Origin of the sequence: Alcaligenes sp. 13f, from assembly GCF_020496585.1 — a bacterium.
GTDB lineage: Bacteria > Pseudomonadota > Gammaproteobacteria > Burkholderiales > Burkholderiaceae_B > Alcaligenes > Alcaligenes phenolicus.
In genome coordinates this window covers 1-23,380 of record NZ_JAHKKC010000011.1, presented here as the reverse complement: position 1 = coordinate 23,380, position 23,380 = coordinate 1, and the positions used below count along the sequence as shown (strand labels likewise).

Below are 23,380 nucleotides of genomic sequence, written 5' to 3'. Positions count from 1 at the left end.
TCACGCCTGCGCCAGATCAGCCAGCAAACCGGCTTGATGCTCGGACAGCAAGGCCTTGATCAGCTCGTCCAGATCGCCGTCCATGATGTAGCCCAGCTTGTACAAGGTCAGATTAATACGGTGATCCGTCATGCGGCCTTGCGGGAAGTTGTAGGTGCGGATGCGCTCGGAGCGGTCACCCGTACCGACCAGGCTTTTACGCTCGGCGGCTTCTTTGTCAGATTGCTCACGCTGCTGCTTGTCTTTCAGACGCGCGGCCAGCACCTGCAAGGCCTTTTCGCGGTTACGGTGCTGGGAACGGTCGTCCTGACACTCCACCACCAAACCTGTAGGCAAGTGAGTCAAACGGACAGCTGAGTCCGTCTTGTTCACGTGCTGACCACCAGCACCACTGGCGCGGAAGGTGTCCACACGCAAGTCAGCGGGGTTAATGGTGATTTCAGCCAGGCCTTCGGCTTCGGGCAACACGGCCACGGTACACGTAGAGGTATGGATGCGGCCCTGAGCTTCAGTCTCAGGCACACGCTGCACACGGTGCGCACCGGACTCGAACTTCAGACGCCCGTACACATCCTGGCCTTCAATTCGAACGATCACTTCCTTGTAACCACCCACTTCCGAATCGCTGGCAGACATGATCTCCGTACGCCAGCCGCAGTTTTCGGCATAGCGCATGTACATGCGCAGCAAATCCCCGGCAAACAAGGCGCTTTCGTCCCCACCGGCACCGGCGCGGATTTCAATGAACACGTTACGGGTGTCGTCCGGGTCGCGCGGCAGGAGCAGGATTTGCAATTCATCTTCCAGTTGAGCGATACGTTCCTTGCCCAACTTGTATTCTTCCTCGCCCATTTCCTTCAATTCAGGGTCGGACATCATGTCCTGGGCCGCTTGCAGATCGCCTTCGGCAGCCTCATAGCTTTTGAAGGCTGCTACAACAGGGTCCAGCTCGGAACGTTCGCGCGACAGTTTGCGAAACTCGTCCATATTGCTGGCAATTTCAGGCTCGGCAAGCATGGCATCAACTTCATGCAGACGGCGAGCCAATTGCTCAAGCCGACTGCGCATAGAGTCTTTCATAGGGAACAGCCTAAAGGGAAAATCAGAGGGTCTGGGCGCAGTTCAAAGCTATCGGGCTGCACCGCAGGAAAGTCGGTGAACAGACAACAGCCCAAACGCTAACGTCGACGGGTGGTCGAGGGCAACAGACGAGGCAGCAGATTCAACAATTGCTCGCGCTCGGAACCTTCACTGCGCGTCAATTCAGCCATCGGGCCGTGCATGTACTTTTGAGTCAGGCCATGCGCCAGCATTTCAATGACTTCTGCTGGATCATCGCCACGGGCCAACATGCGGCGCGCGCGCTCCAGCTCGTGTTGACGTACTTTTTCGACCGACTGCTGCACATCCAGAATGGCCGGCACAATGGCACGGGTGCTCAGCCAGTGCATGTAATGCTGCACCTGGGTATCAATAATGGCTTCAGCCTGCACCACAGCGGCCTGACGGGCATCGGCACCCCGTTGTACAAAGCGGCCCAGATCATCAACGGTGTACAGGTACACGTCGTCCAGACGACCTACTTCGGTTTCAATATCGCGTGGCACGGCCAGATCAACCATGACCACAGGGCGGTGACGACGCGAACGTACGGCTCGTTCCACCATACCCAGACCCAGAATGGGCAAGGTACTGGCCGTACAGGACACCACCACGTCAAAATCTGCCAGACGATCCGGCACATCGGCCAGCTTCATGGTGCTGGCCATGAAGCGCGAGGCCAGGCTTTCAGCCCGTTCCTGAGTACGGTTGGCGACCACGATGCTACAGGGATTCACTGCTGCAAAGTGCGTGGCACACAGCTCGATCATTTCCCCAGCACCAATAAACAGCACTTTGGCCTGGCTCAGGTCACCAAACACACGCTCGGCCAAACGAACAGCCGCGGCAGCCATGGACACCGAATGGGCACCAATGGCGGTTTGCGTACGGACTTCCTTGGCCACCGAGAAGGTGCGCTGGAACAATTGATGCAACAAGGTGCCCAGCGAGCCGGCCTCGTTGGCGGCACGCACGGCATCTTTCATCTGACCCAGAATCTGGGGCTCGCCCAGAACCATGGAGTCCAGACCACTGGCAACACGGAACGCATGGCGCACGGCCTCGTTCTGGTTGTAGCGGTATAGATGGGGGGTCAGCTCGGCAGAGCGCAGGCTGTTGAAGTCTGCCATCCATTCGGGCAGACGCTCAGCCACATGGGGCTCGGCCGCACAGTAGATCTCGGTACGATTACAGGTAGACAGAATGGCTGCTTCACGGACACCGGTGCCGAACGTGGCACGCAAGGTATCAAGCGCAGGCTTTAACACATCGATCGGAAACGCAACGCGCTCGCGCACGGCAACGGGCGCGGACACATGATTCAGACCGAAGGTTAGAACATCTACAGACATGAGCAGTACAGGCTATAGCCCTGAAAAGACCAAGACTGGCAATTTTGCAAAGGCAAAACGCATGAAATTTAAGTGATTTTACGCCGCAAGCCGCAATTTTGCCAAAAATGTTACTTGAATTGCCCTTTTGTGATTACAATTGCACTCCTTTATGCAGCCCTCTTTTCGCTGAAAAGGGCCTCCCCCTAGGGGTACGGCAAATTTGAAGTCGAAAAGATGCATAAATTTTTTGTTGTACTATGCGCACAAATAAAAAACGTGGTATAGTTCTATTTTTACCGAGCAGTACACGTTGGCCTGGTAGCTCAGTCGGTAGAGCAGAGGATTGAAAATCCTTGTGTCGGTGGTTCGATTCCGCCCCAGGCCACCACCCGAATTCCCAACGTTGCCCAGCAACGCCAACAAACCCGCATAAGCACTGGCTTTGCGGGTTTTTTGTTGCCCAACGATGCCCAGGTTTGCCCAAGGACAGCAAACTGTTTTGACAGTACAGTTGACAGTACGAACCCTGAATCACTCGGGTACATCAAAAAAATACTGTCTTTTCACTGCAAAACGCTTATGGCCACCCTGGCAAAATTGACTGACCTGGCTTGTAAACAAGCCAAGCCAGCCGAGAAGGTCCGCCGCCTCACAGATGGCGGTGGCCTGTATCTGCTCATCGACCCAAAAGGATCCAAATACTGGCGCTACGACTACCGCTTCCACGGTCGCCGCCAAACTCTCGCCCTGGGTATCTATCCTGAAGTCAGCTTGATCCGCGCTCGCGATCTACACACCAGGGCGCGAATGCTCCTTGCGGACGGCGTCGACCCAATGCAACAACGCAAAGTCGACAAGGTGCGCTCCGCCCTTTCAGCCAACAACACTTTTCAAAGCGTGGCTGAGGAATACCTGGCTAAGAAACAACTCATATGGGCACCGAGCCATTTTGAGAAAGTGGCTGCACGACTTAGACGGGATGTTTTCCCTTGGATCGGTTCACTCTCGATGGACAACATCAAAGAACCTGAGCTATTGGCCGTTCTGAATCGAATTGAAGGACGTGGAGTAATAGAGACAGCTCACCGTGCCCGCGAGAACTGTGGCCAGGTGTTCCGATACGCAATCCAAACTGGCCGGGCCTCCTACGACCCCACCATTAACCTACGTGGTGCTCTGGTCACTGCCAAGGCCAAACACTTTGCCGCTATCACCAATCCTCGTGATTTTGCGAAACTCTTGCGCAGCATGTACGGCTACCAGGGTGAGCTGGTGACAAGGTGCATCCTCCGTTTGTCCGCCATGCTGTTCCAGCGCCCAAAAGAATTACGCTTGGCCATGTGGTCTGAGTTCGATTTAGAAGGGAAGAAGTGGGGTGCGCCCATGTGGGAGATCCCGTCAGAAAGAGAGGATCAACTGGGTGACACCAAAATATCCTTGACCGGCTGGGAGTCGCACTTAGTGCCTCTGTCCCGTCAGGCTGTCGAGATCCTTAAGATACTGCAGCCGGTAACCGGCAGCAGCGGCATGGTGTTCCAGTCACCGCTCAAACCAAGGCAGCCTATCTCAAACAATACGCCAATGGCCGCGATCAAGCGGCTTGGATTTAAAGGGCAAATGACAGTACACGGATTCCGAGCATCTGCCAGGACAATGGCTGTCGAGCTGCTCGGTATTGACCAGGATCTGCTGGAGCTACAGATCAGCCACAAGGTCTCTGACAGCCTTGGGCGGGCCTACAACCGCACAACTTGGCTCAAAGAGCGTGTAGCGCTGATGCAGACCTGGTCCGACTACTTAGACACGCTGGCCACCGGCAACAATGTGGTCCCATTGTTACGAGCAGCCAACGGGTAATGTCCTATTGCTTAGGTGGATCCTGACGGTAAGCCCCAGGATCCTGTAGCCAGAGCAGCACATCCTGGCCACGGTAGCATGTACAACGCAGGCTGAGCCGGACAGGGGCCGGTGCTGTCCCAGCTGTCACCCGCTTGCGCCAAGTCTCCCTGGACACTGGCACTATGCCTGCAATATCCCTCCAACGGTACAAGCCGTCAGGATTGAGCTTTTTTTCAGACATTACACCCTCCCTCGGCGTGTTTAATCATTGACTTCAAAGTTTCTCTGTTCTGCATAACGCCTACTCTTTTGAGAAGACCCAGCAGCTCATAGAAGTGCTGGTACCGGCTGGCTGGCTTTCGCGCTCTTTAATCCCGCTATTGACCACACGCCGATCTAAAAACTTATGCTGCCTGCTGGTTTTCAAGACCTTTTTCAAGTCCCGAATGGCAGGGATCTGCTGCCGAGCCTCTGCAGCTGCCTGAATAAAATGGTTCAAATTGATGGCTATCAACCCAGGGTCACGGGAATGGTTCAATCGCGGTGCCACCGGGTCTGAACCGTTCAGGTAGTCATATGCCTCCCAGAATTCCTGGACCAGCGGATGATCGGCGCTCAAGGCTTGCTCACGCTGCTTGGCCAACAATCGAAAATGCTCATGCAACTCATGAAGCTGGTTATCGGTCATTGGCACGATCAGTTGCAGTGCTTCAGCAAGCGCCATCATCTGGGCATGATTCAAAGCAGTACGCACATTCTTAATACCCTCTTCCTCAAGAAGCGCTGTTTTATGCTCCTCAGTTTTTGACACAACAAGCTCAAGCACGTCCTTGGCACGCAAAATCGACCTTAGCGTGAAGCCACTGAGCTCCTCGACTGTCATGCCACTTATTCGTTTGTATGCCGCAGCTGAGCCTTTCGTGTGGTTAGATTTGTCAAAATACAAATGCACGATCCGAGAAAGAATCGCCTCAGAAGCACTGACAACATTGTTTTGAGCAATAACAATCGCACCTCGAAAAGGTGGCTCATAGGTCTCGTTCCCGCTTGTGGCCATACCGCGCGACCGCAGGCTGCGACCGTTGTAGGCCGTCTTTAGCTCGTCCCAATCAAACGACTTAACGTGAGCCTTGCCGTCGCCACTTTGCTCCCGCTCGGACTCGATCAGCACCGATGGCATGTTTGAAATTTGGGCAAGGTTACGCGCCCTCCCAGCATTCGTGGATTTTGAAGGGTCCCACCCCTCATGCTCATCACGCCCAAGCAACTTCCACAGGAACTCAATCACTGTAGTTTTGCCGGCGCCCGCCTCCCCTACTATTTCTAAGAATGGATAGCTTTTTTGCTCCTTGCGGATTTGCTCTGCAAAAAGCGATCCAAAGAAAAAGGTCAGCGCAGCCAGGCCATTACTCCCAAACGCCTCTGCATAGAACTGAAACCAGTCGGACCTATAGTCACGCAGGTCACTATTCAACTGAACATCCACTGATTGCAGTAGGCTTTTTATAGATAGCTTGCCGACGTCGAAATAGTCTTCTTCATTTAGGGGATAGACCCTGCCATCCCGCACAGCCACATTTTTGTACACATAGGTATCGTGCTCACGCGAATAGCCAATGAAATCCACGGTCTCCACTCGCTTAATATCGAACAATTGATGCCGCATGGTCCGTTCAAGCATGGAATTGGAGCCGGTATAGACGGCCCCAGGTGCGATACCTAGCAGCCGTTTCTTGAACTCACTCGCTGTAGAAATTTGCCCAGCAGTAAAAGTATTTTTGATGGCTGCGCCATCGTGTGGAAACTCCACTCTGAAGTAGTACCAGGACTCATCAGTGATTTTGTTCTGTTGAAAGTACAGGGGTGTAGGCAAGCAATTGGCAATTTCACGAACGCTTCCAGACTCACGCATGGCCTGCTCGCGTAATTCCTCCTGGTCCAGGCCTGATTTTTCTTCTGAGATTCGATCAATTGCCTTGTTGTATTTCTCAATGTCCAGGTCAAACCAGTACTGACGATTGCCAAAGCCAAACTCAAAGGAGTTATGGCCTTTCTTCTCATAAATCAGCCGACCACGCTCTGCAGCTGTTCTAGACGTTAGAACTGCGCCTTCGTAAAGAAACTCCTCAAGCCCTTTGCTGCTTAGGTAGTGCCTGGCCGGATCCTCCTGGTTACGGTCAAAAAGCAGGAGGTCACTCCAGTCTCGTTTGACCTTCCCTTGCGGAATGATAGCTGCCTGACAAAGCCACCCTTCTTTCTCTGCACGGGCCTTCCACCTCGGAATGTATGTGCGTCCTGATTTATCACCATCCAAGGCCCAGACCAGGCTAGGCAAACGACCCTTACGGGTCTCCCGCAACTGATCCAAGAACAATGCTGGGTAAACATTGCTGGTCATTGCCGCGATCGCTGGCGCCCCTGCCTGAGTCAGCGCGATAGCATCAAAAATCCCTTCCACAATCCAGAGTTTGCGAACCTCCTGGAGCTTGACTGACGGAGGAACAAAACAATGCCCCTTGAACGGTACCCCAAACTTGAAATTAGCTTTTTTCTCAAAGCGGCCTGGCTCATCAATAAGACGCTCCCACCAGGTATCGCCAACAGCAAAACGCACTGTAGCCGTACCTATATTCAGGTTCTTATCGTAGTAGCTCTCTTGCGTGTAGCAGCCTTTAATCAGCGATAAATCAAACCCGCGACCTATGTTTAAGTAGGCATCTGCAGCTGCAGTGGGGCTTTCCTTTGTTTGGGGGTAGCGACGAGACCAATGTTCAAATAGGTCCGGGTACAGCTCCTTGATTGGCACCTCATAGCCGCATTTATTTAGGCGGCCGCACTTAATGACCCAGGGATTATCAGCTTTGGTATACAGCTCCTTTTTGCCGCAGGAAGGGCAGCGCCCCTGCCGCAGCCAGCCGGAGCGCTCCTTGAAGTCAAACTCACCCAGCTTGATCAAGGCTTCGTTCAAAATGTCAGGGGACATGAGCATTTAACGGTCAACCAATTTGCGGAACTCAGCAACGCGAAAAGCGCTCCTGGCCTCCATATTTATCAAAGACTTGTGCTCGTAAACTGCGCTGGCACGTGCCAGGTTCAACTGGCCTTGAGTGAGATGCCGATGTAAAGATTTTTGCTCGGCAGATGGGCGGATCTGTTTCATGTCTGCTTTCCTTCACCAGTTACACCAGGTGGCTCAGGCAGAGGCTGCCAATGAGTAACGCGTCCGTTGCCGTGGTAGTCCATTTCACCGTTCGCACGCTGCCAGCGACCATCGCTTCCACACAAGCTCACGTCAGGCCCTGTTGCCTCTTCATCTGGATCGCCACCTTCCCAAAACGCAAGCACTTTTGTGCTCGAAAGAACGCCCGGAGGAACATCTGGCAGCCGGTCATAAACACTTATCCATTGCCCTGGTTCGGTCATTTTCGTGGCGTCAGGCAAATAAACTGACAAGGCCCGTGCTCGAATACCCTCTTTCACATCGTCAGGATGCAAAACAAACTGGTCGTCCACTGCCGTTGTGCTACGCATTGAATTACTCATTGACATCGAAAATGCTCCTCTGTGACGACTGGTTGAGCACATCAAAAACATGCTCGACCTCGGACCGCTCCATGACGGGCAGGTCAACACTTGGATCCGGTAGACCGGAAGGGGAAATAGTGCGTACGGCTTCCAACGTGGCTACCCACGAATGGCCGCATGGCACCTTGTTGCATAAGAAATAGACTTTGCGCATCGTCCGGGAAACGCCGGTGCTGGTTCGGATCTGCGCACGGCTGCCGCAATGTGGGCAGTCCATGCCTACACGGAGTGCCATAGCGCTACTCCTTCTTGCCCTGACGCATCTGCTCCAACCCCATGCGGAAGCAGATTCGGGCGAACTGTGCAAGGGTCCGTTCGTCAGCAGCAGCCAACTCACGTACTTGGGCCATCTCGGCTGGCGGTAAACGCAAGCCGATCATTTGGGTCTTTTGTTCGGGGCTGGTGCGTGCTGCCCCCTTAGTGGTATGTTTCATGGCGTGACTCTCGATAACAGAAGTGACATTCGTTATTGTGGTAAACAAACGTTTACCTGTCAACCAGAAAGGAAAGAAATGTTTACCTTTGGGCAGCGCTTAAAAGAAGAACGGGAAAGGATTGGACTGTCGCAAGCGGACTTCGGCGCATTAGCCGGTGTCTCAAAGGTGAGCCAGATCAACTACGAAAAGGATGTACGCAGCCCTGATGCGAAGTATTTATGCGCGCTGCATGAGAACAAGGTAGACACTTGCTATTTGCTTTCTGGTGTACGCGCTGCGAATGGTCCGTCACTAGCCAACGAACTATCAGCGCTATCAGATGCCTGGGAAGCGATTGATTGGGCGCTGGCTGAGGCCAAGAAAACGCTGCCATCAGAGAAAAAGCGCAAAGCTGCTGAAGCTCTGTATATGGCTGTCAAACATGGGGAAGGTGAAGCCAAACCGCTGGCCCGCTTGCTTAGCAAAGCCGCATAAAAAAACCGCTCTGCTGAGCGGTTGGATTCAAATCATTTTTTGAGCATATCGTTGGCCATCATGAGCATGAGCAGTGCCTCTACCACCATATGATCAGAAGCTGAAACTTTAGGGTCATTCGCTACCTGGTCCATCTGCCCAACAAGCGTTTCAGCAATTTTCTTAATCGCCGGCATGCGGCCACTACTAATTGTGTTCTGAATAAGAGGAACAAAACTTCCTTGGTTGTATGTGGCAGATACCATGTCTCCTATGGTAGCTAATTTATTTTCTGGCGCTGCCTGATTCCACTCTACCAAGGTTGCTTCGTGCAACGTTCCTCCTTCATACCATTGCTGTGCTAGGGCCATTGATGCAAATAGCACCATCCAAATTGCAACTAAACTGCGAACCATAAAACGCATTACTTCTCCTCGTTGATAGACCTAGCGGATGTTAATAAAGTAATCTTTTATAACATTTTGTTTTTTCAACCAACGAGCTGTAAATACCGCATGAACGTGCATTATCTTTTTGGCGAACCATCCACGGAGACTACGCCTCACCGTGACTACCTAAGGGATCTCCTGGCAGAAGCTACGCCACTAGAGGAAACTGACCTGTCCGAATTAAAAAAAAAGCCACAGGCTTAACTGCAAGTCAGATCAGTTTGACGTTCGCATTTTGATTTTAAAAACTTAGAAGCTAAGCCCCTTTAATTAGGGGCCTATTTTAGCCCTATCCGTTTTCTTCTTCGCTTTCGAGTTCTTCGACTTCTTGGGTTTCTAGATCAAGCGTCAGTCGTAAACCACCAGAACCATCAAGGCTGTGCTCCAGATTTTTTACAAGCCATTCAATCTCCCGAATAGGTGACTTCATATTTAAAAACTTGACCCGATACTGTGGTGTCATTTCGGGGCGACTCACTGCCATACTGAATTTCATACTTGCTGTGCCGCGACGGATCCGCTGCCATTCAGCCTGTGCGGCCTGTAAAGCATCTGTCTCGTTGGCATATGTCTCGCGCAGGTGCTTGGCATTGCCCAGAACCCCTACGACCACAGAGCGCTTCTTACTTTTACGGGTATCAAGCCACATTGCTTTAACGCCGGTATACGAATCCCGCCCCACTTGCTGAAAGCTATGGCTATCACCATCACTTCGTAGCAGCTCCAACAGAGGCATCTGTTGCCCGTTCTGAGTTCTGGCACCAGTAATCACCAGGAACACCAGTCGCCCATCTTTGACGTTGGCCACGGCATCGTAGCGCTTGCCAATACGATTCAAGAAAGCCAGGTCAGACTCATTGGTTTGATCAATGTGCTCCACCTTGATCTTCGCGAACATCGGATCCACAACTGGCGTCAAGCCATGATCTGCCGCCACAGCCTCCACAATTTCCTTCACGGTCTTCTTATGAAAGCTGCGCTCAGTACGTGTGCGTAGCGGACTGGTCATATCCGCAGAGCGGCCACGCAACGTGATGATGTCGGGTGTGCCGCTATGCGTCAGCTCGTCTACCGTAAACGTACCTTTGTCGACCAGGCCGATATGACTCCAGCCAATTGAGACTGCAAGCACGGCTCCCAATGGCGGAATCTCCAACAAGCCATCGTGATCACTAAGGGTAATGTCGAGCTGGTCAGCCTCATCACCACGACATTCTCGAATCGACAGACTGATCAAACGCGGATTAAGCGCCGGTGCCAGATCTTTACCATCCAACAGCACGCGCCAAACCGCACGAGGATAAAGGGGATTCATAAAGCATGCCGCCTTACAGCAATACGTGTGATGGGAGTTTTAAATCGCCCAGGAAGGCATCGGCTTTATCTTCATCAATGCGAGTCAAGGACACACTGAACTCGATACGACGAGCCTGACCAAATTGATTGTGTACGGACTGGCTTTCCGTCAGGTTCGTAATCACATAAACCCCATGGAAAAAACCCAGGCCATCCACCAAAGTGAAGGCCTTACCCGTATCACCCATGTTCCGTAAGAAACTGATAGACGCTGCCATGCCCATCTGGCCAGGGGCGAGCCACCCAGGCAAAGTAATGGTTTCGTCGCCTACGCCCAGGTACTGAAAAGCAGCTCTGGCACCTACACGACTGCTTTGCGCGTGACGCCAGGATGTCTGCCGCTCAAGGGTTTGATATGCTGCCGTGTTCATTCCAAACATGAACAGACCCAATGCCATCATCATTTTGGGATCCTCAATAGTCGGTTAGGCTGGAGCGCTGCCGGGCACGCTTCTCGCGCTCGTAGCGTTCCATCTCTACACGTATAGCCTGCGCGATGTCCGTTGGACTTTGACCAGCCTGCGGATAGATATTGATCTCGATGTGGTCGCCTCCCTGGCTAAAGCGGGAGTTTGTGGACTCTTGCCGATAAGTGTTCTGCTGGACCTGGTGATAAATAGATGGTCGACTGTCGAACACCAAAGCACCCATACGCTGCAAGGCCTGCTCCACGGTCTGACCCACGCGAGAAAGCACATCACCGGCTGGGGCCAAGAAACTGCCCAGGCGCTCGCGTAATTGATCCAGCATAGAGATGGGCTGATTACTCGCATCACTCACAGTAGTGGGCACCGGCGGCGGCAACACAGGCAGCTTTTCCTGCCAGCGGATCGTCCCCTCATCTTTCACCAGTTGTGGGATAGGATCCTTACGAACGATTGGCTTACGCACCTTTGGAACCGTTCGACTCCGCTCACGCAGCTCCTGCAGTTTCTCCAAAGGCTTCGCTTGCTCCACTGCCTCAACCGCTTTAGAGATGTACTTGTGTGCCTGGGCTTGCAAGGGATTTGCGCCAGCGGCCATTGCCACACCAGCAGACAGCACGGTTGCGACAAGCCCCTTAACAGCCTTGCCTACAGTCGGCTTACGCTGCGTCACACCGATAGCCGCGCCCTCAGAAATATTCTGGCCAAAGCCCATAAAAACACGGCTGGGCGAGTGAATCCCCAACTTTTCTTTGAACCAGCCGGTGACCTGGTCGCCCAGGCCGGTGATCGAGTCCTTTACGGCACCGGCCATTCCCTGGATACCGTTGATTAGGCCCGACAGCATCATCGAGCCAAAGCCCGTAAATTTTTCAGGTAGCTCCACACCAAAGTAGGACATGACGCCAGACATCACCTGGTAGAACAACCCCAACGGTGACCAGTTAAGAATGACTGCACCAATGCCAGCCAAACCCCCTGATGCTCCCAGCGACAAATCAGACCAGAACTTTGTAAATAGCCCCTGCACTGCCGACCAGGCACGACTTGCACCATCGCCCAGGCCGCGCAGCATTGCCATACCTGCTTCACTCAACGAGCTGGGTAACTCAATGCCCAGGTAGCGCATCACCCCGGCCCAGGCCTTGTAGACCCAGCCCAAAGGCGACCAGTTCACCAGCAAAGCAGTTACTCCTCCCACTCCCTGGTCAAACGCGGATTTGACCTGGCCCCACAACCCAGCAAAGAATTGCCGAATAGGTTGCCAGTACTTAACGACCAGGTCTGCCCCCTGTATTAATCCCGACCAAAGCCGTGTAAACAAAGCCTGCACAGCGGCCCAGGCCCGAGTGGCACCCTCGCCCAAAGCCCGGAGCATCGCCATACCCGCTTCGCTTAGCGAACCTGGCACCTCGACACCTAGATAACGCAATACGCCTGCCCAGGCCTTGTAGATCCACCCCAAAGGTGACCAGTTCACTAGGAGTGCGACTACGGCACCTACCCCTTGGTCAAATGCGGACCGAATCTGGCTCCATAACCCAGCGAAGAACTGCCGGATTGGCTCCCAGTATTTGATGATCAAGTAAGCACCGAGCGCTATTGCAGTGATCGCCAAGCCAATGGGGTTGAGTAGCAACAAGCGACTGAACGCCAAAAAGCCACGAGCCAGCATTGAAAAAGCACTTCCACCCACTTTCGCAAGCAGAGATAATGCGCCTCCTCCCTTGATCCCCAACATGCTGAGCCCGAACCGAACCATGACTATCGGGCCAAGAATGGAGGCCAGCATAAGCGTCAACGCACCACCGGCAGCGATAACAACCGCCAGAACAGCGGCCACGCGAATCAGGCCCGAAGTCAGTTCAGGGTTCGCAACAGTCCATGCTTTGATGCTCCCAACAAGTCCTGTGACAGACTGCACCAGGCCGCGCAAAGCTCCGTTCTGCTGCTCCTGCAACTGAATGCCCAGATCTTCCCAGCCGCTGCTCAGCTCGTCCAAATCGCCTACCAGGTTATCGCCCATTGTTTTGGCTGTTGCTGAAGCTTCGCCTTGCGCTTCTCGAAGCGTCGCAATCAGCGCTTGCAGCTCACCACTACCAGCTTGCTGCGTCAGCACAGTCATGGCCGCACCGGCCTCCTCACCTGCAATATGCTTAAGCAGCCCACCCCGCTGAACATTGCCCATTTTCTTTGTGCGGTCGTGGATCTCTTCCAACAAGTCCGGCAAGGGACGCATGTTGCCCTGCGCGTCCTTTACCTTGATGCCCAATTGGTCCAGCGCTTTAGCCGCTTCTTTGGGCGGAGCTGCAAGACGGCTCAGGATTGCCCGTAAGGCAGTACCACCCATTGACCCCTGAATACCAGCATCACCCAGTTTCCCGGCTGCTGCGGCCATGATTTCGATGTCCTGACCGTAGGCGGCGGCATTCGGTGCCGCATACTTCATGGTCTCGCCAAGCATATACAGAGAGGTATTTGACCTGGTGAACGCAGCTGTAAGCACGTCACCGACTCGCGTCATGTCACTTGCCTGCAGGCTAAAGCCCGTCAAAATATTGGAGGCGATGTCTGCCGTCTGAGCCAGATCCATGTCCCCCGCCTTTGCAACATCCAGCATGGCAGGCATCGAGGCGATGATGTCCTCGGGCTTGAATCCAGCCATCGCAAAGAAGCTTTGCCCTTGCGCTGCCTCTGTGGCGCTGAACATGGTATCTGCACCCAGCTCCCGCGCTTGTTGGCGCAATGCCGCCAATGCCGCATCCTCTTTACCCAGACGAGATAAAGCCTGCACCTTACTCATGGTGGCATCAAACTCAAGACCAGGAGCCATCATCTTCGCGCCGGCGTACAACGCACCAGTCCCCACGGCCAGCCCGGTCGCGCCGTTGGCAGCCATGCTTGAGGACAGGGCTTGGCCGCGAGCCATACGCTCTTTTGCTTCATTGACACGCTGCTGCTGCCGGGCGACTTGGTCCAGGCGCGACTTCTGTTCCGTCAACGCACGATTGGTTTGAGCGATGTTTGAGCGCAACTCACGTTCGCCAGAGGACAGTTGACGGGTCGACATGCCAGCAGAGTTGAGTCTGGTGCGCAATGTCTGCAGCTCAGTGATTTGCTGGCCATGCGTTTGTTTAAGTCGCTGCGCGTCCGCCACAGCACGCTTGAACTCTTGCTGCATCGCTCGGGAAGGCTGTGCCACCCCGCCCATTGCGCGTGCTAACTGCTGAACCCGGCCCTGGGCCTGCTGCAGCTCTGTTTTGGTTTGATTGAGCCCAGCCGACAGCTCCCGAAAACGGCCTACATCCTTCTGGGTGGCCTCCAGGCCGCGCAGCCGGTCGCGTAATTGCTTCAGGGATTGGGAGGATGTGCCTGCCCCGCCTCGGATCCTCTGAAGTGGAGCGGAGATCTTGTCCTGCAGGGCAGTGAGAATTTTGAGTTGTAGGGTCTTGCTCATGTCGATTCCAGACCCTACATCCGTCAGGATTCGGGCTGAGTGCGCTCGCGGGCGCGTTCATGCCAGTCCATCAGTTCAGACACGGTCATGTCTGTCATGGCCGACGGCGGCCAGTGAAAGACCACGGCCAGGTCGGCCATGATCTCGTCCACACTTATTGGAAGTCCTGCTGCAGCTTCTTCGGTGCCAAAAAAGTGGCAACTTCCACGCCCAGGGCAGTCAAATCAGCCGGATCCAAATTTGCCACCTCTTGTTCTACCAGGGCTGGCTGACTGATACGGGGAATCAGCTTGATCAGACTGGACACGTCCAGGTTGGCCAGGTTGGACAAATTCAGGCCACGCAGCTCGCCGGACTTAGGTTTACGCAACTGCACATGCGTGATCACATCGGCACCGCGCTTGATGGGAGTGTCCAGCTCGACCTGGCCAGGCTGAGCAGCGACCGGGGTTTGTGTCTGGATCGTTTCGTCTTTCATGGTTTTCTCTTTCGGAAAAAGGTTTACAGGCCCAGAGCGGCACGGATGCCCTGGCTCAGATCATTGCCACCAATGCGTTTGATCAGATTGATGGCATCGATCTCGATCAGCTCTTCGCCATTGAGCGTGAGCTTGTAGTAGCTCAGCGAGGTCGTGATCTTCTTCTTGGTGTCTTCACCGGCCTTGGCCGTACCCATGTCGATCTCGCTATGACGGCCTCGCACCACAATTTCGAGTGCTTTCACTTCGGCCACATCATCGCTTTGCACGGCACCAGCGAAACGCAGGCCGAAGGAACCATGTGTCATAGATCCGAATTGGCGGAACACCTGGGGATCGAAACCGCCCACGGTCCACTCCATCGTCATTTTTTCCATGCCAAAGTCGATGTCGACAGGCACGTCCATGCCGCCACCTCGCCACTCTTCCATTTTTGCGGTCAGCTTGGGCAAGACGATCTCTTCGACCTGGCCAATGTAGTTCTGGCCTTCGTTGAACAAATTGAAATTCTTGAGCTTTGCAGGTAATGCCATCGTTAGCCCCTGTTATGCCGCCTGGGAGACGCGCTGAGCGAAGTCCACCAGGTAGCGGTTAGTGATGCGCTGACGGAAATTCAGGTTTTCCAGCGGTGGGACCGGCGTGTAGTCGTAGTCGATGTAGGCCTTGCCCGACTGCAGTACCTCAGCAGTGTTGGGCTCCTCATCAAACCAGGCCTGGCCATCAATGATGTAGCCCAGGGACTTCAGCTCGCGGAACTTGGCATTGATCCCGTCGATGATGTCCTTGATCAAGGATGGGTTCATCGGACCGTCAACCGCCCACATATGGCCCTCGGCCATCGTGTCGGCCAGGACCTGCGCCGTGCGTGTGTAGTTCTCAAAGGGATATAGGCTTTGCGGACCGGCGCAAGTGCGGGATCCCCAGAACCGGAAGCCTTGCCGGTTAATCAGGGTGGTGATGTCTTTTTCATTCAGATAGCCCGCATCAGTCGCTGGATCCTGCAGATCCCAGAACACATCCCGAGAGATACCCGTCGCGCCATTGATGACGATATTGGACAGCGTCTTATGCCAGCCTACCTGCTCGTCCAGCTTGGCACGTAAACCCAAGGCAAAAGCGGATGCAGCAATGGCCGACTCCTTCTTGGATGCAGTATCAAAGCGCATCAACTCAGGCCAAATCAGCATCAGCTCGCGCTGCCCGAATGTCTCACGGAACGCGGCGGCCTCTTCCTTGGTCTGGCTGACCAGGTCAGAGGCATAGGCAAAGCCACGCAGCTTTTGTGCGGTGGTGGCCAGCTCGGCAGTAACGGCCGCATTCTCCAGCCCTGGGGCGCCAATAATGCGGGGTTTGACACGAGGACCGGATGACTGCGCCGCTAGTAAGGCCTGCATGCCGGTGTATCGACCGGAGGCATCGGAACCACCGATCACATTGGCCGTGGTCTCTTCTGGCGTTACACCTTCGGCCACACGCACGACCACCGTAGTGGGCGATGCCTGGGCAGCCATTGCATCCAACGAGCGGGCCAGCGTGCCCTTCTCACCGGCCTTACCCACGGCAGACAGCACATTGGTCAGCAGAACCGGGCGATTGAGGGGGAAAAGTTCGGCATCAGCATCGTCAGCCGTGGCCACCATGCCGACAATGCCGGTAGAAATAGTGCGAATGGGTCGTGTGCCACCTTCAATTTCAGTGACACGGACACCGTGATGATAGTCAGCCGCCATGCGGGCCTCCCTATGAGCGTGATCGGGTTAGAACAGCTCTATGGTGGCGTGCATGGCGGCGTAGTTCACCGCTGGTGATTTCTCAGATAGCCGTTACGAAGAAGCACCACGCTACCAGTTGCAAATGATCAGCTCGGAGGACTTCTTACGTTCGGCAACTTGACCTACCGTGTACTGGATACCCACCTTCTGCTGTCGGAACTCCTGGAACAGTTCGGCTATATCGGGATGGTCATTGATCGTCAAAATAGCTTTACCTTTCATGCTACGCATGACGGTGGCCATCTCTTCATACTGATCCCAGGTGAACTCCGCTCCGTATCCTGAGAGCTGCCAATAAGGCGGGTCCAGAAAGAAAAGCGTATGCGGTCGGTCATAGCGCTTCACGATCTCTTGCCATGAGAGGTTCTCAATAAACACTTGTGACAGCCGTAGGTGGGCGCTCGATAGCGCCTCCTCAATACGCAGCAGATTCAGACGTGGCTTAGACGTAGTAGCGATCCCGAACGATTGGCCATAACTACGGCCACCGAATGCGGTGTGCTGCAGGTAAAAGAACCGCGCTGCCCGCTGAATATCTGTCAGGGTTCGCACGTCTGTCAGTTTTAACCAGGTGAACATCTGGCGACTGACCAAGGACCATTTGAACTGACGGACCAGTTCTTCTAGGTGGTGCTGCACAACCCGGTACAGATTGACCAGGTCACTGTTGATGTCGTTCAGCACTTCAACCTTGGCTGGCTCAGGTCTGACAAAGAACATGGCAGCGCCACCAGCAAAGGGTTCGACGTAGCACTGGTGTTCGGGGAAAAGGGGCAAGATGTGTTTGGCCAGACGGCGTTTGCCGCCCATCCAGGGAATAATGGGGGAAGTCATTGTGTTACGGTGTGTTATGTATGTTAACCTTTGCCCCGCCTGTCGACAGGTGGCGCGGCCTTGGCCAACTCATGCAGGTACACACTGCTGAAGCGGGCTGCTCCTGGTGCTCTAACACCTGGGGCAGCGCCGCGTCTTTCTTAGCGAGCTTTGAAGCCCGGATTGGTACGCGCTATTCCACAAAAGCAGGACGGGCACCAAGATTGGTGAGGTTACTCGTGCGTGGGTAGGACAGGTTCAATGTGAATATGCCCGCTCTCGAACCGTTGTTCCAGTTACCACCACGAAATGGCACCCGTTCCCCGAAGTTACGCATATAGATTGTGTCCTCCTTCATGCCTTCGGCTGAAACCGGAAACAAACCAAGAGCCTTCACAAGTTCAGGCACCTTTAGACCCGGCTTTGCAGTCAGATTCTTCACTGACATACTCGCTGAACCGGCGCTATTCGAGTCATCGTTTGAATCACCTAGTTGGTTAACGATGCTATTGGACAAGATGACATCTCCTCCCGTAGGGGTTCCCGCGTCATACTTGAGCGTTCCTGCCGTCCCTGGCGCAACCAGGGCACCATCGCTGGAACTGATAGCACGCCAAGCCTTAGAACTACGGCCCATATCGGTGGTATGCAGGGCTGCATCGTTATTTGCAATCACCTGGATCTCACCATCAACCAAACGCATGCCTGCCGCCCACTCCAAAATATTTCCGCACAGATCGGAGATTCCATTCGGGCTGTTGTCATGACGCCAAGATACAGGGCCTGAACCAGTCAGGCTGCGGCCATTATTATTGGTATCGCCCGGCGCCCCAGCGTCTTGACGTCGTGCCGTTTCATAGGTCGCCTCATGCGAGCGCCCATAGTTCGTATTGCCACGCGGCTGAAAACCGTTCTTCCAACACCACAAAGCCAGGGCCGCATATTCCGCGTTGGTCATTACGTGGAAACCCGGACCAGCAGCGCGCGCAGCGTTAATAAAGGAATCATAGGGAGCCGACACACTTGGATCGACACCAGGGAGTGAAATGAACTCACCGTTTTTGATAATGCCCTGATAGCTACCGATGAACAGTTCCCGTTTCTCAACACCACCCACGATAAACGCTGGGTGAACACCACTGCCCAGGCTCGGGTCGATGTCCTCCAGGTTGAACTTAGGGATGATGTTCATGATGCTTGGCTGACCACTAGCCGTGTACAACACGGTTTGTTTGCCACCGCTGGCCGCCTCAACAGCTGCACGCAACTCGTCTTTCACATAAATGCTGGGCATTGGATTAACTCCATTTAATATTTTTTACGTTGATCAGTTCGCCACGGGCCACAGAGTCACGGTAATGGCGTTTGCGTCGAGATCCTGAGCTACACGTTCGACGACATCGCCCTCACCTACTACAACCTCTGCATATGCTTTCGCAGGGATTTCGATATGCGCTAGATAAGCGCCCTCACCACCAATGTGTGCACCCCGCTCAGACAGACGCACCTCGATAATCTGGGCGCTGTCATTTTGAAGAGACAGGCAGTCCACCAAGACACCAGCGATGGTGATGAGGTGGCCATTCACCGAAAAATCAGCTACCGCCTGGCCAGGCTGTTTGAGTTCAATGCGTGCCATCAAATTTCTCCTTAAGTAATTAATTGCTCAGACGTACTAGCTTCCAGCGCACTCGGACGTTGTCCGCTGCGCTATGCAACGAAACAACGAAGCCATTTGTGGCGCGACTGCTAGCCACCACCGCATCAATGCCGCAGGGTGCTCCCTGCGCCTCCACCACATCGAAAATGAGCTGATAGTCCGAGGCATTAACAAGCCTAATAACGACAGACTGATTGGGCGGGCTATCCAACATAAGAGGGAACTCAGGCTCAAAGCGCCGTACGCTCGTCAGAATCACGTTCGTCAGATAAGGATCGGTGGCATCCGTATTACCGGATGGGATGGTGAGCTGATACATCGGGATAGCACCTGGCGGCATGCTGCTACCAATGGGCGTGACAGCAGGGCGCCATACGTCATTGCTATCCTGGAACAGATAGGCCCGTACCGTCACTGCTGCACCTGACGGATTGCTGGGCACGCTGGCCGAATTATCGGTGCCGCGTACTGAGAATGCCCGTCCCTGAGCAAAACAAACACCCTCAGTAAAATTCAAGTTCCGTGTAGCAGTAGTAGATTTACTGGCCTCGCACCCACGTACCAGACCCCGGTTTGCAATAAGCAATTCACCCTGTTGCTGAGCAACATCCCGCAGGTTCTGCACACCTAAGTTAGCCAGGCCTGCCAACTGCAGCGCATATAGCAAAATGCCAACCTTGTTGTTGTCAGCCTCTTCCGATTGGCCTGCCACGCTACCGGCCAACTCATCTATTCGAGTTGACAAATCGGCCTTGCCTGATCGAGCACCAGCAACCTCATCCGCGAACTGCTTCAGGTAGGCATCGTTGTCGATCAGCGTCTGATAATTCGGATTCCAGGTATCTGGATGCTTTGGATCGGTAGTTTCCAGCTTACGAAGCGTGCTCTTAAACGCTTTAGGGTTGCCGGTCAAATTGGCCATGTTCAAATCCTCAATATTGGAAAGTAAGCTCAAACTCGATCTGGGCCTCTGCCTCCAATTGCTTGGGAAGCAACACACGACGACCGAGCAAGGTGCCGTCCTGCGCCAATGCACCTACTTCGCGCAATGTCTTCTGGCCTAGCTGCACGCCAGTCAGCACCGCTGTCGCTTTGACGAGAACGCCAGACACTGAGGTTTGTGCCGCAACAACCAGGAATTGCTGATGCAGCGCGGTATCGTCCAGGCTGTAAGGCCGGTCGCCAGTACCGAAGGCTAGGTAGGCGATCTTGGGAAGGCTGCCGCCATTAGCTGCAGCCAGGGCAACTTTCTTGCGGTAGGCATAAGTAGCCGCGATTGCAGTCGTACTCATCAGATAGGCTCCTGAATCACCTGAGCACCCCGGCGCACGCGCAGCATGCCGCTGAACCAGGGCATGTCAGGGCCGGGCATATCGCCCAGGTTCGATGTGCCATCCAGGCAATCATCGGGGGTTAAAAGCAAGGGATATGAGAGGTCGCCCTGACCATCAAGCGCATCCAGGCCGTCCAGCAATGGGCCGGAGATGGTGTAACGACCATCAAGCAGCATGCCGCCACACAGCACCTCTGGCGGTTCAGCACGGTTACCGCCCAAATGACCGGCCTGCAAAGGAATGCTGATGCTCTCGCAGATGGCCAATTGGCCACCGTCCAGTGGTTCGCCGGTCGCAGTCCAAGGAATTAAATGGGAGCTGCCATCGAGGACGCCAGAACCATCAAGGAGATTCGGTACTGAGTCACCGCCCAGAATGTCGCAACCGTTCAACGTGTCAAAGCCAGGCACAACAAACCGGCGGCACCCGTCAAACACGACTTTGCCCTTGGCTTTAAAGCCTTTCATGCGGATCGTGCTGTCGAATGAATGCAGCGAACTCAGGATGATGGCCACTAGGTGCGAACGAGCTGGGCCATAGGCCCGACAGATCGCCCGAATTTCAGCCTGGCGTGTATCTATCCATTCCTGCTCACCTACATTCAACTTGACTGCGAACTCCGCCCAGTGATTGGTGGCAAACCGAAAATCTCCTGGCGGTGGCGACAAATCACCAGAACCATCTAAGAAACCGACCCCATCCAGCAGCTCGCCACCGGCCTGCAGCCAGGCCTGGTGAAGGATCCGATGCTCAATAATCTGGGAGTCAGGAAAGCCGATAGACGCCAGGACTTGTTTGACGGCCCAGGGGGTGCCCTTCTTGCGATGCCATGCAATGGATCCCGCGACGGCTGCACGTTTAGCCTCCTCGCTCCAGGACTCATCCCACAGATCGACAGACAAGGCCCAGGCCAACCAGGGCAAGAGCTGCAATGGGCACGTTTCGGGATTCCAAAGAGTACGGATCAGATCGGCAGATGGATCCAGCTCCGGGGCCATGGCCTGGGCCAGTGCTTTTTCCAGCGTCGTGGAGTTCGGTGGCAATAAATTGACCATCAAGCCACCTCGGCACGCAGATCAATGGACCGGCAGTAAGCGGCCTGGTGAGGCGCACACTCAATGTCCGTAGTCGGCCTGGTCATGTCCACGCGGACGACGCCTGGTTGATGTAACTCAGAATAGATAGCAGAAATGGCAACACTCGCACCAATACGACGTGGCCTGTCCAGGAAGGCCTGGAGCGCAGCTCGGGCATTCTCAAGCACCGCAGACGGAGCCGGTCCCGTCTGAACAAACAGTGAAGCGGCTACGTCAAATGAAACAAGCTCAGCCCCCACAACTGATACAAAGTCACTCAGCGGTCGGACGTCTTCAGCTGATACGGAGTCATAAACAGCCTGCAGCACTTGTGCAGACGGGGTGCCATTACCGCGACGAGACAGCACATAAAGGCGCACCTCACCCGGCGTAGGCGAATCCACATACACATCGGCCACATCAGGATGGGCAGACAAGGCATGGAACTGGTACGAACCGCGAGAGCCTGCCGAGGTGGTGCCTTCCAGCGACAGCTGAGCGCGGCGACGCAGATCATCATCACTCTCAAAAACATCCTGGGCAATCTGCATACGCCCTACGCCCAACAGCGCCACGAGCGCATCCAGATCGGTCCCTGTGGCCGTGGCCAACATAACCGAGCGTGCTGCCTGATTGATGCGATGGCGCAAAACCAACTCTCGATAGCTGTTCTCCTGCAACTGAATGGTCGCTGGCTCGGAGTCTAGATCCAGTACAGTGGCCAAGGCCATACGCTGCTCGGCAGGCAGCAGCTCCAGCAGGCGGGCTTTACGCTGTGCGAGGATGGCCTCGTAGTCCAGCACCTCAACAACCGCAGGAGGCGGCAGACGCGACAAGTCAATCGTGTCAGACAAACTCATGGCAAGCTCACTGGGACAGTGACCGGCAAATCCTGGTCCCGCTCATAGCCATGAACGACCAGGTCGCTTTGACCAGGCGCATCATGACTTGGCTGCAGCTCCACCCGCGTCAGTCGCAAGCGTGGTTCTTGGCGTACCAAAGCAGTGGCGGATGCCGCATACAGCAGCACGACCGTGGAATCGTTCAAAGGATGGTCCAGCAGCTCAGGCAGCAAGCTGCCAAACTCTCGACGCATCACGCGGGAGCCGATCGGCGTGGTCAGGATTTTGGTGATGGACTGCGCCAGATGGTCGTGATCCGTCACGGCGCGGCCAGTCATCATGTTCAGGCCCTGATAGCGGCTCATCGTGGTTTCTCCGTATCGCTATCGCCCGAGCGAACCCCGCCATGCACGTGGATGTGCAACACCACGCCATTGGAGGAAAGCTCACCGCCACTATGGCGAAACTCGCCACTAATGCGGGTGCTGCCGCCTTTACCGCCTTGACCAGACATACCCGCTAGGTACGTCAACAAACCCTCAACGGTGTGCTTGCCTGTGGACACGACCTGGTCGGCATCTAAAGTGATCAGAGGGGCTTTAAGGGTAATGGAGTCGGACGCCTGCAAAAGGCGAGTCTTCAGGCCAGTGGTCGCCAAATGGCCTGCTGCTGCGTCATGCTCATGACGAGTGCCGTCTTTGTGAGTCGTGACGATGGCATCAGGGTTTGACGATGGCGCGGGTCGTTCATCGGAGGGCAGACCGGCCAGCACGATACCTGCAGATAAGTCCCCCTCGGGAGCCAGCACCACGACCTGCTCGCCCACCGTCAGCGGGGACCAAGTGCGGGTGTCACCGGCACGTAATTCCAGCCAGCGCAGCCAGTTGGTTGTCAGATCACCAATGGCGACACGGACGCGGGACGGATGGGCACAATCAACCTCGGCGACGTTTCCGACGCGGATCAGAT

26 protein-coding genes and 1 tRNA gene are annotated in these 23,380 nt (G+C 54.7%); 3 read left to right on the top strand and 24 right to left on the bottom strand.

Annotated elements, in window-relative coordinates:
- Entirely contained in the window at positions 1-1,080 is a 1,080-nt protein-coding gene (prfA, locus tag KOE80_RS11000; protein ID WP_009464100.1) for a peptide chain release factor 1, read from the bottom strand.
- A 98-nt stretch (positions 1,081-1,178) separates the two neighbouring features.
- Positions 1,179-2,453, bottom strand: a complete 1,275-nt coding sequence (gene hemA, locus KOE80_RS10995) for a glutamyl-tRNA reductase (protein ID WP_021447198.1) — start codon at positions 2,451-2,453, stop codon at positions 1,179-1,181.
- Between the two features lie 294 nt (positions 2,454-2,747).
- Here hemA and KOE80_RS10990 point away from each other — a divergent pair.
- Together KOE80_RS10990 and KOE80_RS10985 are read left to right on the top strand one after the other, a co-directional pair.
- Positions 2,748-2,823, top strand: a tRNA-Phe gene (locus KOE80_RS10990).
- Between the two features lie 191 nt (positions 2,824-3,014).
- Complete coding sequence (locus tag KOE80_RS10985) at positions 3,015-4,292, top strand: tyrosine-type recombinase/integrase (protein WP_226349144.1); 1,278 nt, start codon at positions 3,015-3,017, stop codon at positions 4,290-4,292.
- A 283-nt stretch (positions 4,293-4,575) separates the two neighbouring features.
- On the opposite strand, the gene KOE80_RS10980 is transcribed toward KOE80_RS10985, so the two are convergent.
- The 5 genes from KOE80_RS10980 to KOE80_RS10960 are packed head-to-tail and all read right to left on the bottom strand — an operon-like array spanning position 4,576 to position 8,293.
- Positions 4,576-7,257, bottom strand: coding sequence for a toprim domain-containing protein (locus KOE80_RS10980; RefSeq protein WP_226349143.1), 2,682 nt, complete (start codon positions 7,255-7,257; stop codon positions 4,576-4,578).
- A gap of 6 nt (positions 7,258-7,263) precedes the next feature.
- Positions 7,264-7,434 carry a hypothetical protein gene (locus tag KOE80_RS10975; RefSeq protein WP_226349142.1) on the bottom strand — a complete coding sequence of 57 codons (171 nt, stop codon included), beginning with the start codon at positions 7,432-7,434 and terminating at the stop codon, positions 7,264-7,266.
- On the bottom strand, positions 7,431-7,805 hold the full coding sequence (locus KOE80_RS10970) for a DUF551 domain-containing protein (protein WP_226349141.1): 375 nt from the start codon (positions 7,803-7,805) through the stop codon (positions 7,431-7,433). The genes KOE80_RS10975 and KOE80_RS10970 overlap by 4 nt, the downstream gene beginning before the upstream one ends.
- 4 nt (positions 7,806-7,809) lie before the next feature.
- On the bottom strand, positions 7,810-8,094 hold the full coding sequence (locus KOE80_RS10965) for an ogr/Delta-like zinc finger family protein (RefSeq protein ID WP_226349140.1): 285 nt from the start codon (positions 8,092-8,094) through the stop codon (positions 7,810-7,812).
- A gap of 4 nt (positions 8,095-8,098) precedes the next feature.
- Positions 8,099-8,293 carry a hypothetical protein gene (locus tag KOE80_RS10960; protein ID WP_226349139.1) on the bottom strand — a complete coding sequence of 65 codons (195 nt, stop codon included), beginning with the start codon at positions 8,291-8,293 and terminating at the stop codon, positions 8,099-8,101.
- A 3-nt stretch (positions 8,294-8,296) separates the two neighbouring features.
- On the opposite strand from KOE80_RS10960, the gene KOE80_RS10955 reads away from it, so the two are divergent.
- Positions 8,297-8,770, top strand: a complete 474-nt coding sequence (locus tag KOE80_RS10955; protein WP_226349138.1) for a helix-turn-helix domain-containing protein — start codon at positions 8,297-8,299, stop codon at positions 8,768-8,770.
- A 32-nt stretch (positions 8,771-8,802) separates the two neighbouring features.
- Here KOE80_RS10955 and KOE80_RS10950 read toward each other — a convergent pair whose 3' ends face one another.
- The 17 genes from KOE80_RS10950 to KOE80_RS10870 form a co-directional block, all read right to left on the bottom strand.
- Positions 8,803-9,174, bottom strand: coding sequence for a hypothetical protein (locus KOE80_RS10950; RefSeq protein WP_226349137.1), 372 nt, complete (start codon positions 9,172-9,174; stop codon positions 8,803-8,805).
- Positions 9,175-9,487: 313 nt separating this feature from the next.
- Positions 9,488-10,513 carry a contractile injection system protein, VgrG/Pvc8 family gene (locus KOE80_RS10945; RefSeq protein WP_226349136.1) on the bottom strand — a complete coding sequence of 342 codons (1,026 nt, stop codon included), beginning with the start codon at positions 10,511-10,513 and terminating at the stop codon, positions 9,488-9,490.
- A 13-nt stretch (positions 10,514-10,526) separates the two neighbouring features.
- Complete coding sequence (locus tag KOE80_RS10940) at positions 10,527-10,958, bottom strand: phage tail protein (RefSeq protein WP_226349135.1); 432 nt, start codon at positions 10,956-10,958, stop codon at positions 10,527-10,529.
- A gap of 10 nt (positions 10,959-10,968) precedes the next feature.
- Positions 10,969-14,436 (bottom strand): phage tail tape measure protein, encoded by a 3,468-nt coding sequence (locus tag KOE80_RS10935; RefSeq protein WP_226349134.1) that lies wholly within the window; start codon positions 14,434-14,436, stop codon positions 10,969-10,971.
- Between the two features lie 23 nt (positions 14,437-14,459).
- Positions 14,460-14,576 carry a GpE family phage tail protein gene (locus KOE80_RS10930; RefSeq protein WP_115634321.1) on the bottom strand — a complete coding sequence of 39 codons (117 nt, stop codon included), beginning with the start codon at positions 14,574-14,576 and terminating at the stop codon, positions 14,460-14,462.
- Between the two features lie 14 nt (positions 14,577-14,590).
- A complete protein-coding gene (locus KOE80_RS10925; RefSeq protein WP_226349133.1) occupies positions 14,591-14,914 on the bottom strand; it encodes a phage tail assembly protein in 324 nt (107 codons plus the stop codon).
- Between the two features lie 23 nt (positions 14,915-14,937).
- Entirely contained in the window at positions 14,938-15,447 is a 510-nt protein-coding gene (locus tag KOE80_RS10920) for a phage major tail tube protein (protein WP_115634157.1), read from the bottom strand.
- Positions 15,448-15,459: 12 nt separating this feature from the next.
- Positions 15,460-16,644, bottom strand: coding sequence for a phage tail sheath protein (locus KOE80_RS10915; protein WP_226349132.1), 1,185 nt, complete (start codon positions 16,642-16,644; stop codon positions 15,460-15,462).
- Between the two features lie 111 nt (positions 16,645-16,755).
- Positions 16,756-17,520: a DNA adenine methylase gene (locus KOE80_RS10910; RefSeq protein ID WP_226349131.1), complete on the bottom strand. Its 765-nt coding sequence runs from the start codon at positions 17,518-17,520 to the stop codon at positions 16,756-16,758.
- A gap of 172 nt (positions 17,521-17,692) precedes the next feature.
- Complete coding sequence (locus KOE80_RS10905) at positions 17,693-18,793, bottom strand: hypothetical protein (RefSeq protein WP_226349130.1); 1,101 nt, start codon at positions 18,791-18,793, stop codon at positions 17,693-17,695.
- A gap of 33 nt (positions 18,794-18,826) precedes the next feature.
- Positions 18,827-19,138, bottom strand: coding sequence for a hypothetical protein (locus KOE80_RS10900; RefSeq protein WP_226349129.1), 312 nt, complete (start codon positions 19,136-19,138; stop codon positions 18,827-18,829).
- A 19-nt stretch (positions 19,139-19,157) separates the two neighbouring features.
- Positions 19,158-20,081, bottom strand: a complete 924-nt coding sequence (locus KOE80_RS10895) for a hypothetical protein (protein WP_226349128.1) — start codon at positions 20,079-20,081, stop codon at positions 19,158-19,160.
- A gap of 10 nt (positions 20,082-20,091) precedes the next feature.
- Positions 20,092-20,451, bottom strand: coding sequence for a hypothetical protein (locus tag KOE80_RS10890; protein WP_115634162.1), 360 nt, complete (start codon positions 20,449-20,451; stop codon positions 20,092-20,094).
- Positions 20,451-21,548, bottom strand: a complete 1,098-nt coding sequence (locus KOE80_RS10885) for a phage tail protein I (protein ID WP_226349127.1) — start codon at positions 21,546-21,548, stop codon at positions 20,451-20,453. Before KOE80_RS10885 ends, KOE80_RS10890 begins: the two co-directional genes overlap by 1 nt.
- Positions 21,548-22,429 carry a baseplate J/gp47 family protein gene (locus tag KOE80_RS10880; protein WP_226349126.1) on the bottom strand — a complete coding sequence of 294 codons (882 nt, stop codon included), beginning with the start codon at positions 22,427-22,429 and terminating at the stop codon, positions 21,548-21,550. The genes KOE80_RS10885 and KOE80_RS10880 overlap by 1 nt, the downstream gene beginning before the upstream one ends.
- Positions 22,426-22,776: a GPW/gp25 family protein gene (locus tag KOE80_RS10875; RefSeq protein WP_226349125.1), complete on the bottom strand. Its 351-nt coding sequence runs from the start codon at positions 22,774-22,776 to the stop codon at positions 22,426-22,428. Before KOE80_RS10875 ends, KOE80_RS10880 begins: the two co-directional genes overlap by 4 nt.
- A partial coding sequence (locus tag KOE80_RS10870) for a phage baseplate assembly protein V (protein ID WP_319002414.1) occupies positions 22,773-23,380 on the bottom strand: 608 nt, incomplete at its 5' end. The genes KOE80_RS10870 and KOE80_RS10875, both read right to left, overlap by 4 nt.

Coding starts and splice junctions, on each gene's coding strand:
- KOE80_RS10890 (WP_115634162.1), bottom strand. CDS start 20,451: ATGAGTACGACTGCAATCGCGGCTACTTATGCCTACCGCAAGAAAGTT.
- KOE80_RS10875 (WP_226349125.1), bottom strand. CDS start 22,776: ATGAGCCGCTATCAGGGCCTGAACATGATGACTGGCCGCGCCGTGACG.
- KOE80_RS10985 (WP_226349144.1), top strand. CDS start 3,015: ATGGCCACCCTGGCAAAATTGACTGACCTGGCTTGTAAACAAGCCAAG.
- prfA (WP_009464100.1), bottom strand. CDS start 1,080: ATGAAAGACTCTATGCGCAGTCGGCTTGAGCAATTGGCTCGCCGTCTG.
- hemA (WP_021447198.1), bottom strand. CDS start 2,453: ATGTCTGTAGATGTTCTAACCTTCGGTCTGAATCATGTGTCCGCGCCC.
- KOE80_RS10880 (WP_226349126.1), bottom strand. CDS start 22,429: ATGAGTTTGTCTGACACGATTGACTTGTCGCGTCTGCCGCCTCCTGCG.
- KOE80_RS10920 (WP_115634157.1), bottom strand. CDS start 15,447: ATGGCATTACCTGCAAAGCTCAAGAATTTCAATTTGTTCAACGAAGGC.
- KOE80_RS10935 (WP_226349134.1), bottom strand. CDS start 14,436: ATGAGCAAGACCCTACAACTCAAAATTCTCACTGCCCTGCAGGACAAG.
- KOE80_RS10945 (WP_226349136.1), bottom strand. CDS start 10,513: ATGAATCCCCTTTATCCTCGTGCGGTTTGGCGCGTGCTGTTGGATGGT.
- KOE80_RS10940 (WP_226349135.1), bottom strand. CDS start 10,958: ATGATGATGGCATTGGGTCTGTTCATGTTTGGAATGAACACGGCAGCA.
- KOE80_RS10925 (WP_226349133.1), bottom strand. CDS start 14,914: ATGAAAGACGAAACGATCCAGACACAAACCCCGGTCGCTGCTCAGCCT.
- KOE80_RS10910 (WP_226349131.1), bottom strand. CDS start 17,520: ATGACTTCCCCCATTATTCCCTGGATGGGCGGCAAACGCCGTCTGGCC.
- KOE80_RS10980 (WP_226349143.1), bottom strand. CDS start 7,257: ATGTCCCCTGACATTTTGAACGAAGCCTTGATCAAGCTGGGTGAGTTT.
- KOE80_RS10965 (WP_226349140.1), bottom strand. CDS start 8,094: ATGGCACTCCGTGTAGGCATGGACTGCCCACATTGCGGCAGCCGTGCG.
- KOE80_RS10960 (WP_226349139.1), bottom strand. CDS start 8,293: ATGAAACATACCACTAAGGGGGCAGCACGCACCAGCCCCGAACAAAAG.
- KOE80_RS10900 (WP_226349129.1), bottom strand. CDS start 19,138: ATGGCACGCATTGAACTCAAACAGCCTGGCCAGGCGGTAGCTGATTTT.
- KOE80_RS10975 (WP_226349142.1), bottom strand. CDS start 7,434: ATGAAACAGATCCGCCCATCTGCCGAGCAAAAATCTTTACATCGGCAT.
- KOE80_RS10915 (WP_226349132.1), bottom strand. CDS start 16,644: ATGGCGGCTGACTATCATCACGGTGTCCGTGTCACTGAAATTGAAGGT.
- KOE80_RS10950 (WP_226349137.1), bottom strand. CDS start 9,174: ATGCGTTTTATGGTTCGCAGTTTAGTTGCAATTTGGATGGTGCTATTT.
- KOE80_RS10930 (WP_115634321.1), bottom strand. CDS start 14,576: ATGGCCGACCTGGCCGTGGTCTTTCACTGGCCGCCGTCGGCCATGACA.
- KOE80_RS10895 (WP_226349128.1), bottom strand. CDS start 20,081: ATGGCCAATTTGACCGGCAACCCTAAAGCGTTTAAGAGCACGCTTCGT.
- KOE80_RS10970 (WP_226349141.1), bottom strand. CDS start 7,805: ATGCGTAGCACAACGGCAGTGGACGACCAGTTTGTTTTGCATCCTGAC.
- KOE80_RS10885 (WP_226349127.1), bottom strand. CDS start 21,548: ATGGTCAATTTATTGCCACCGAACTCCACGACGCTGGAAAAAGCACTG.
- KOE80_RS10905 (WP_226349130.1), bottom strand. CDS start 18,793: ATGCCCAGCATTTATGTGAAAGACGAGTTGCGTGCAGCTGTTGAGGCG.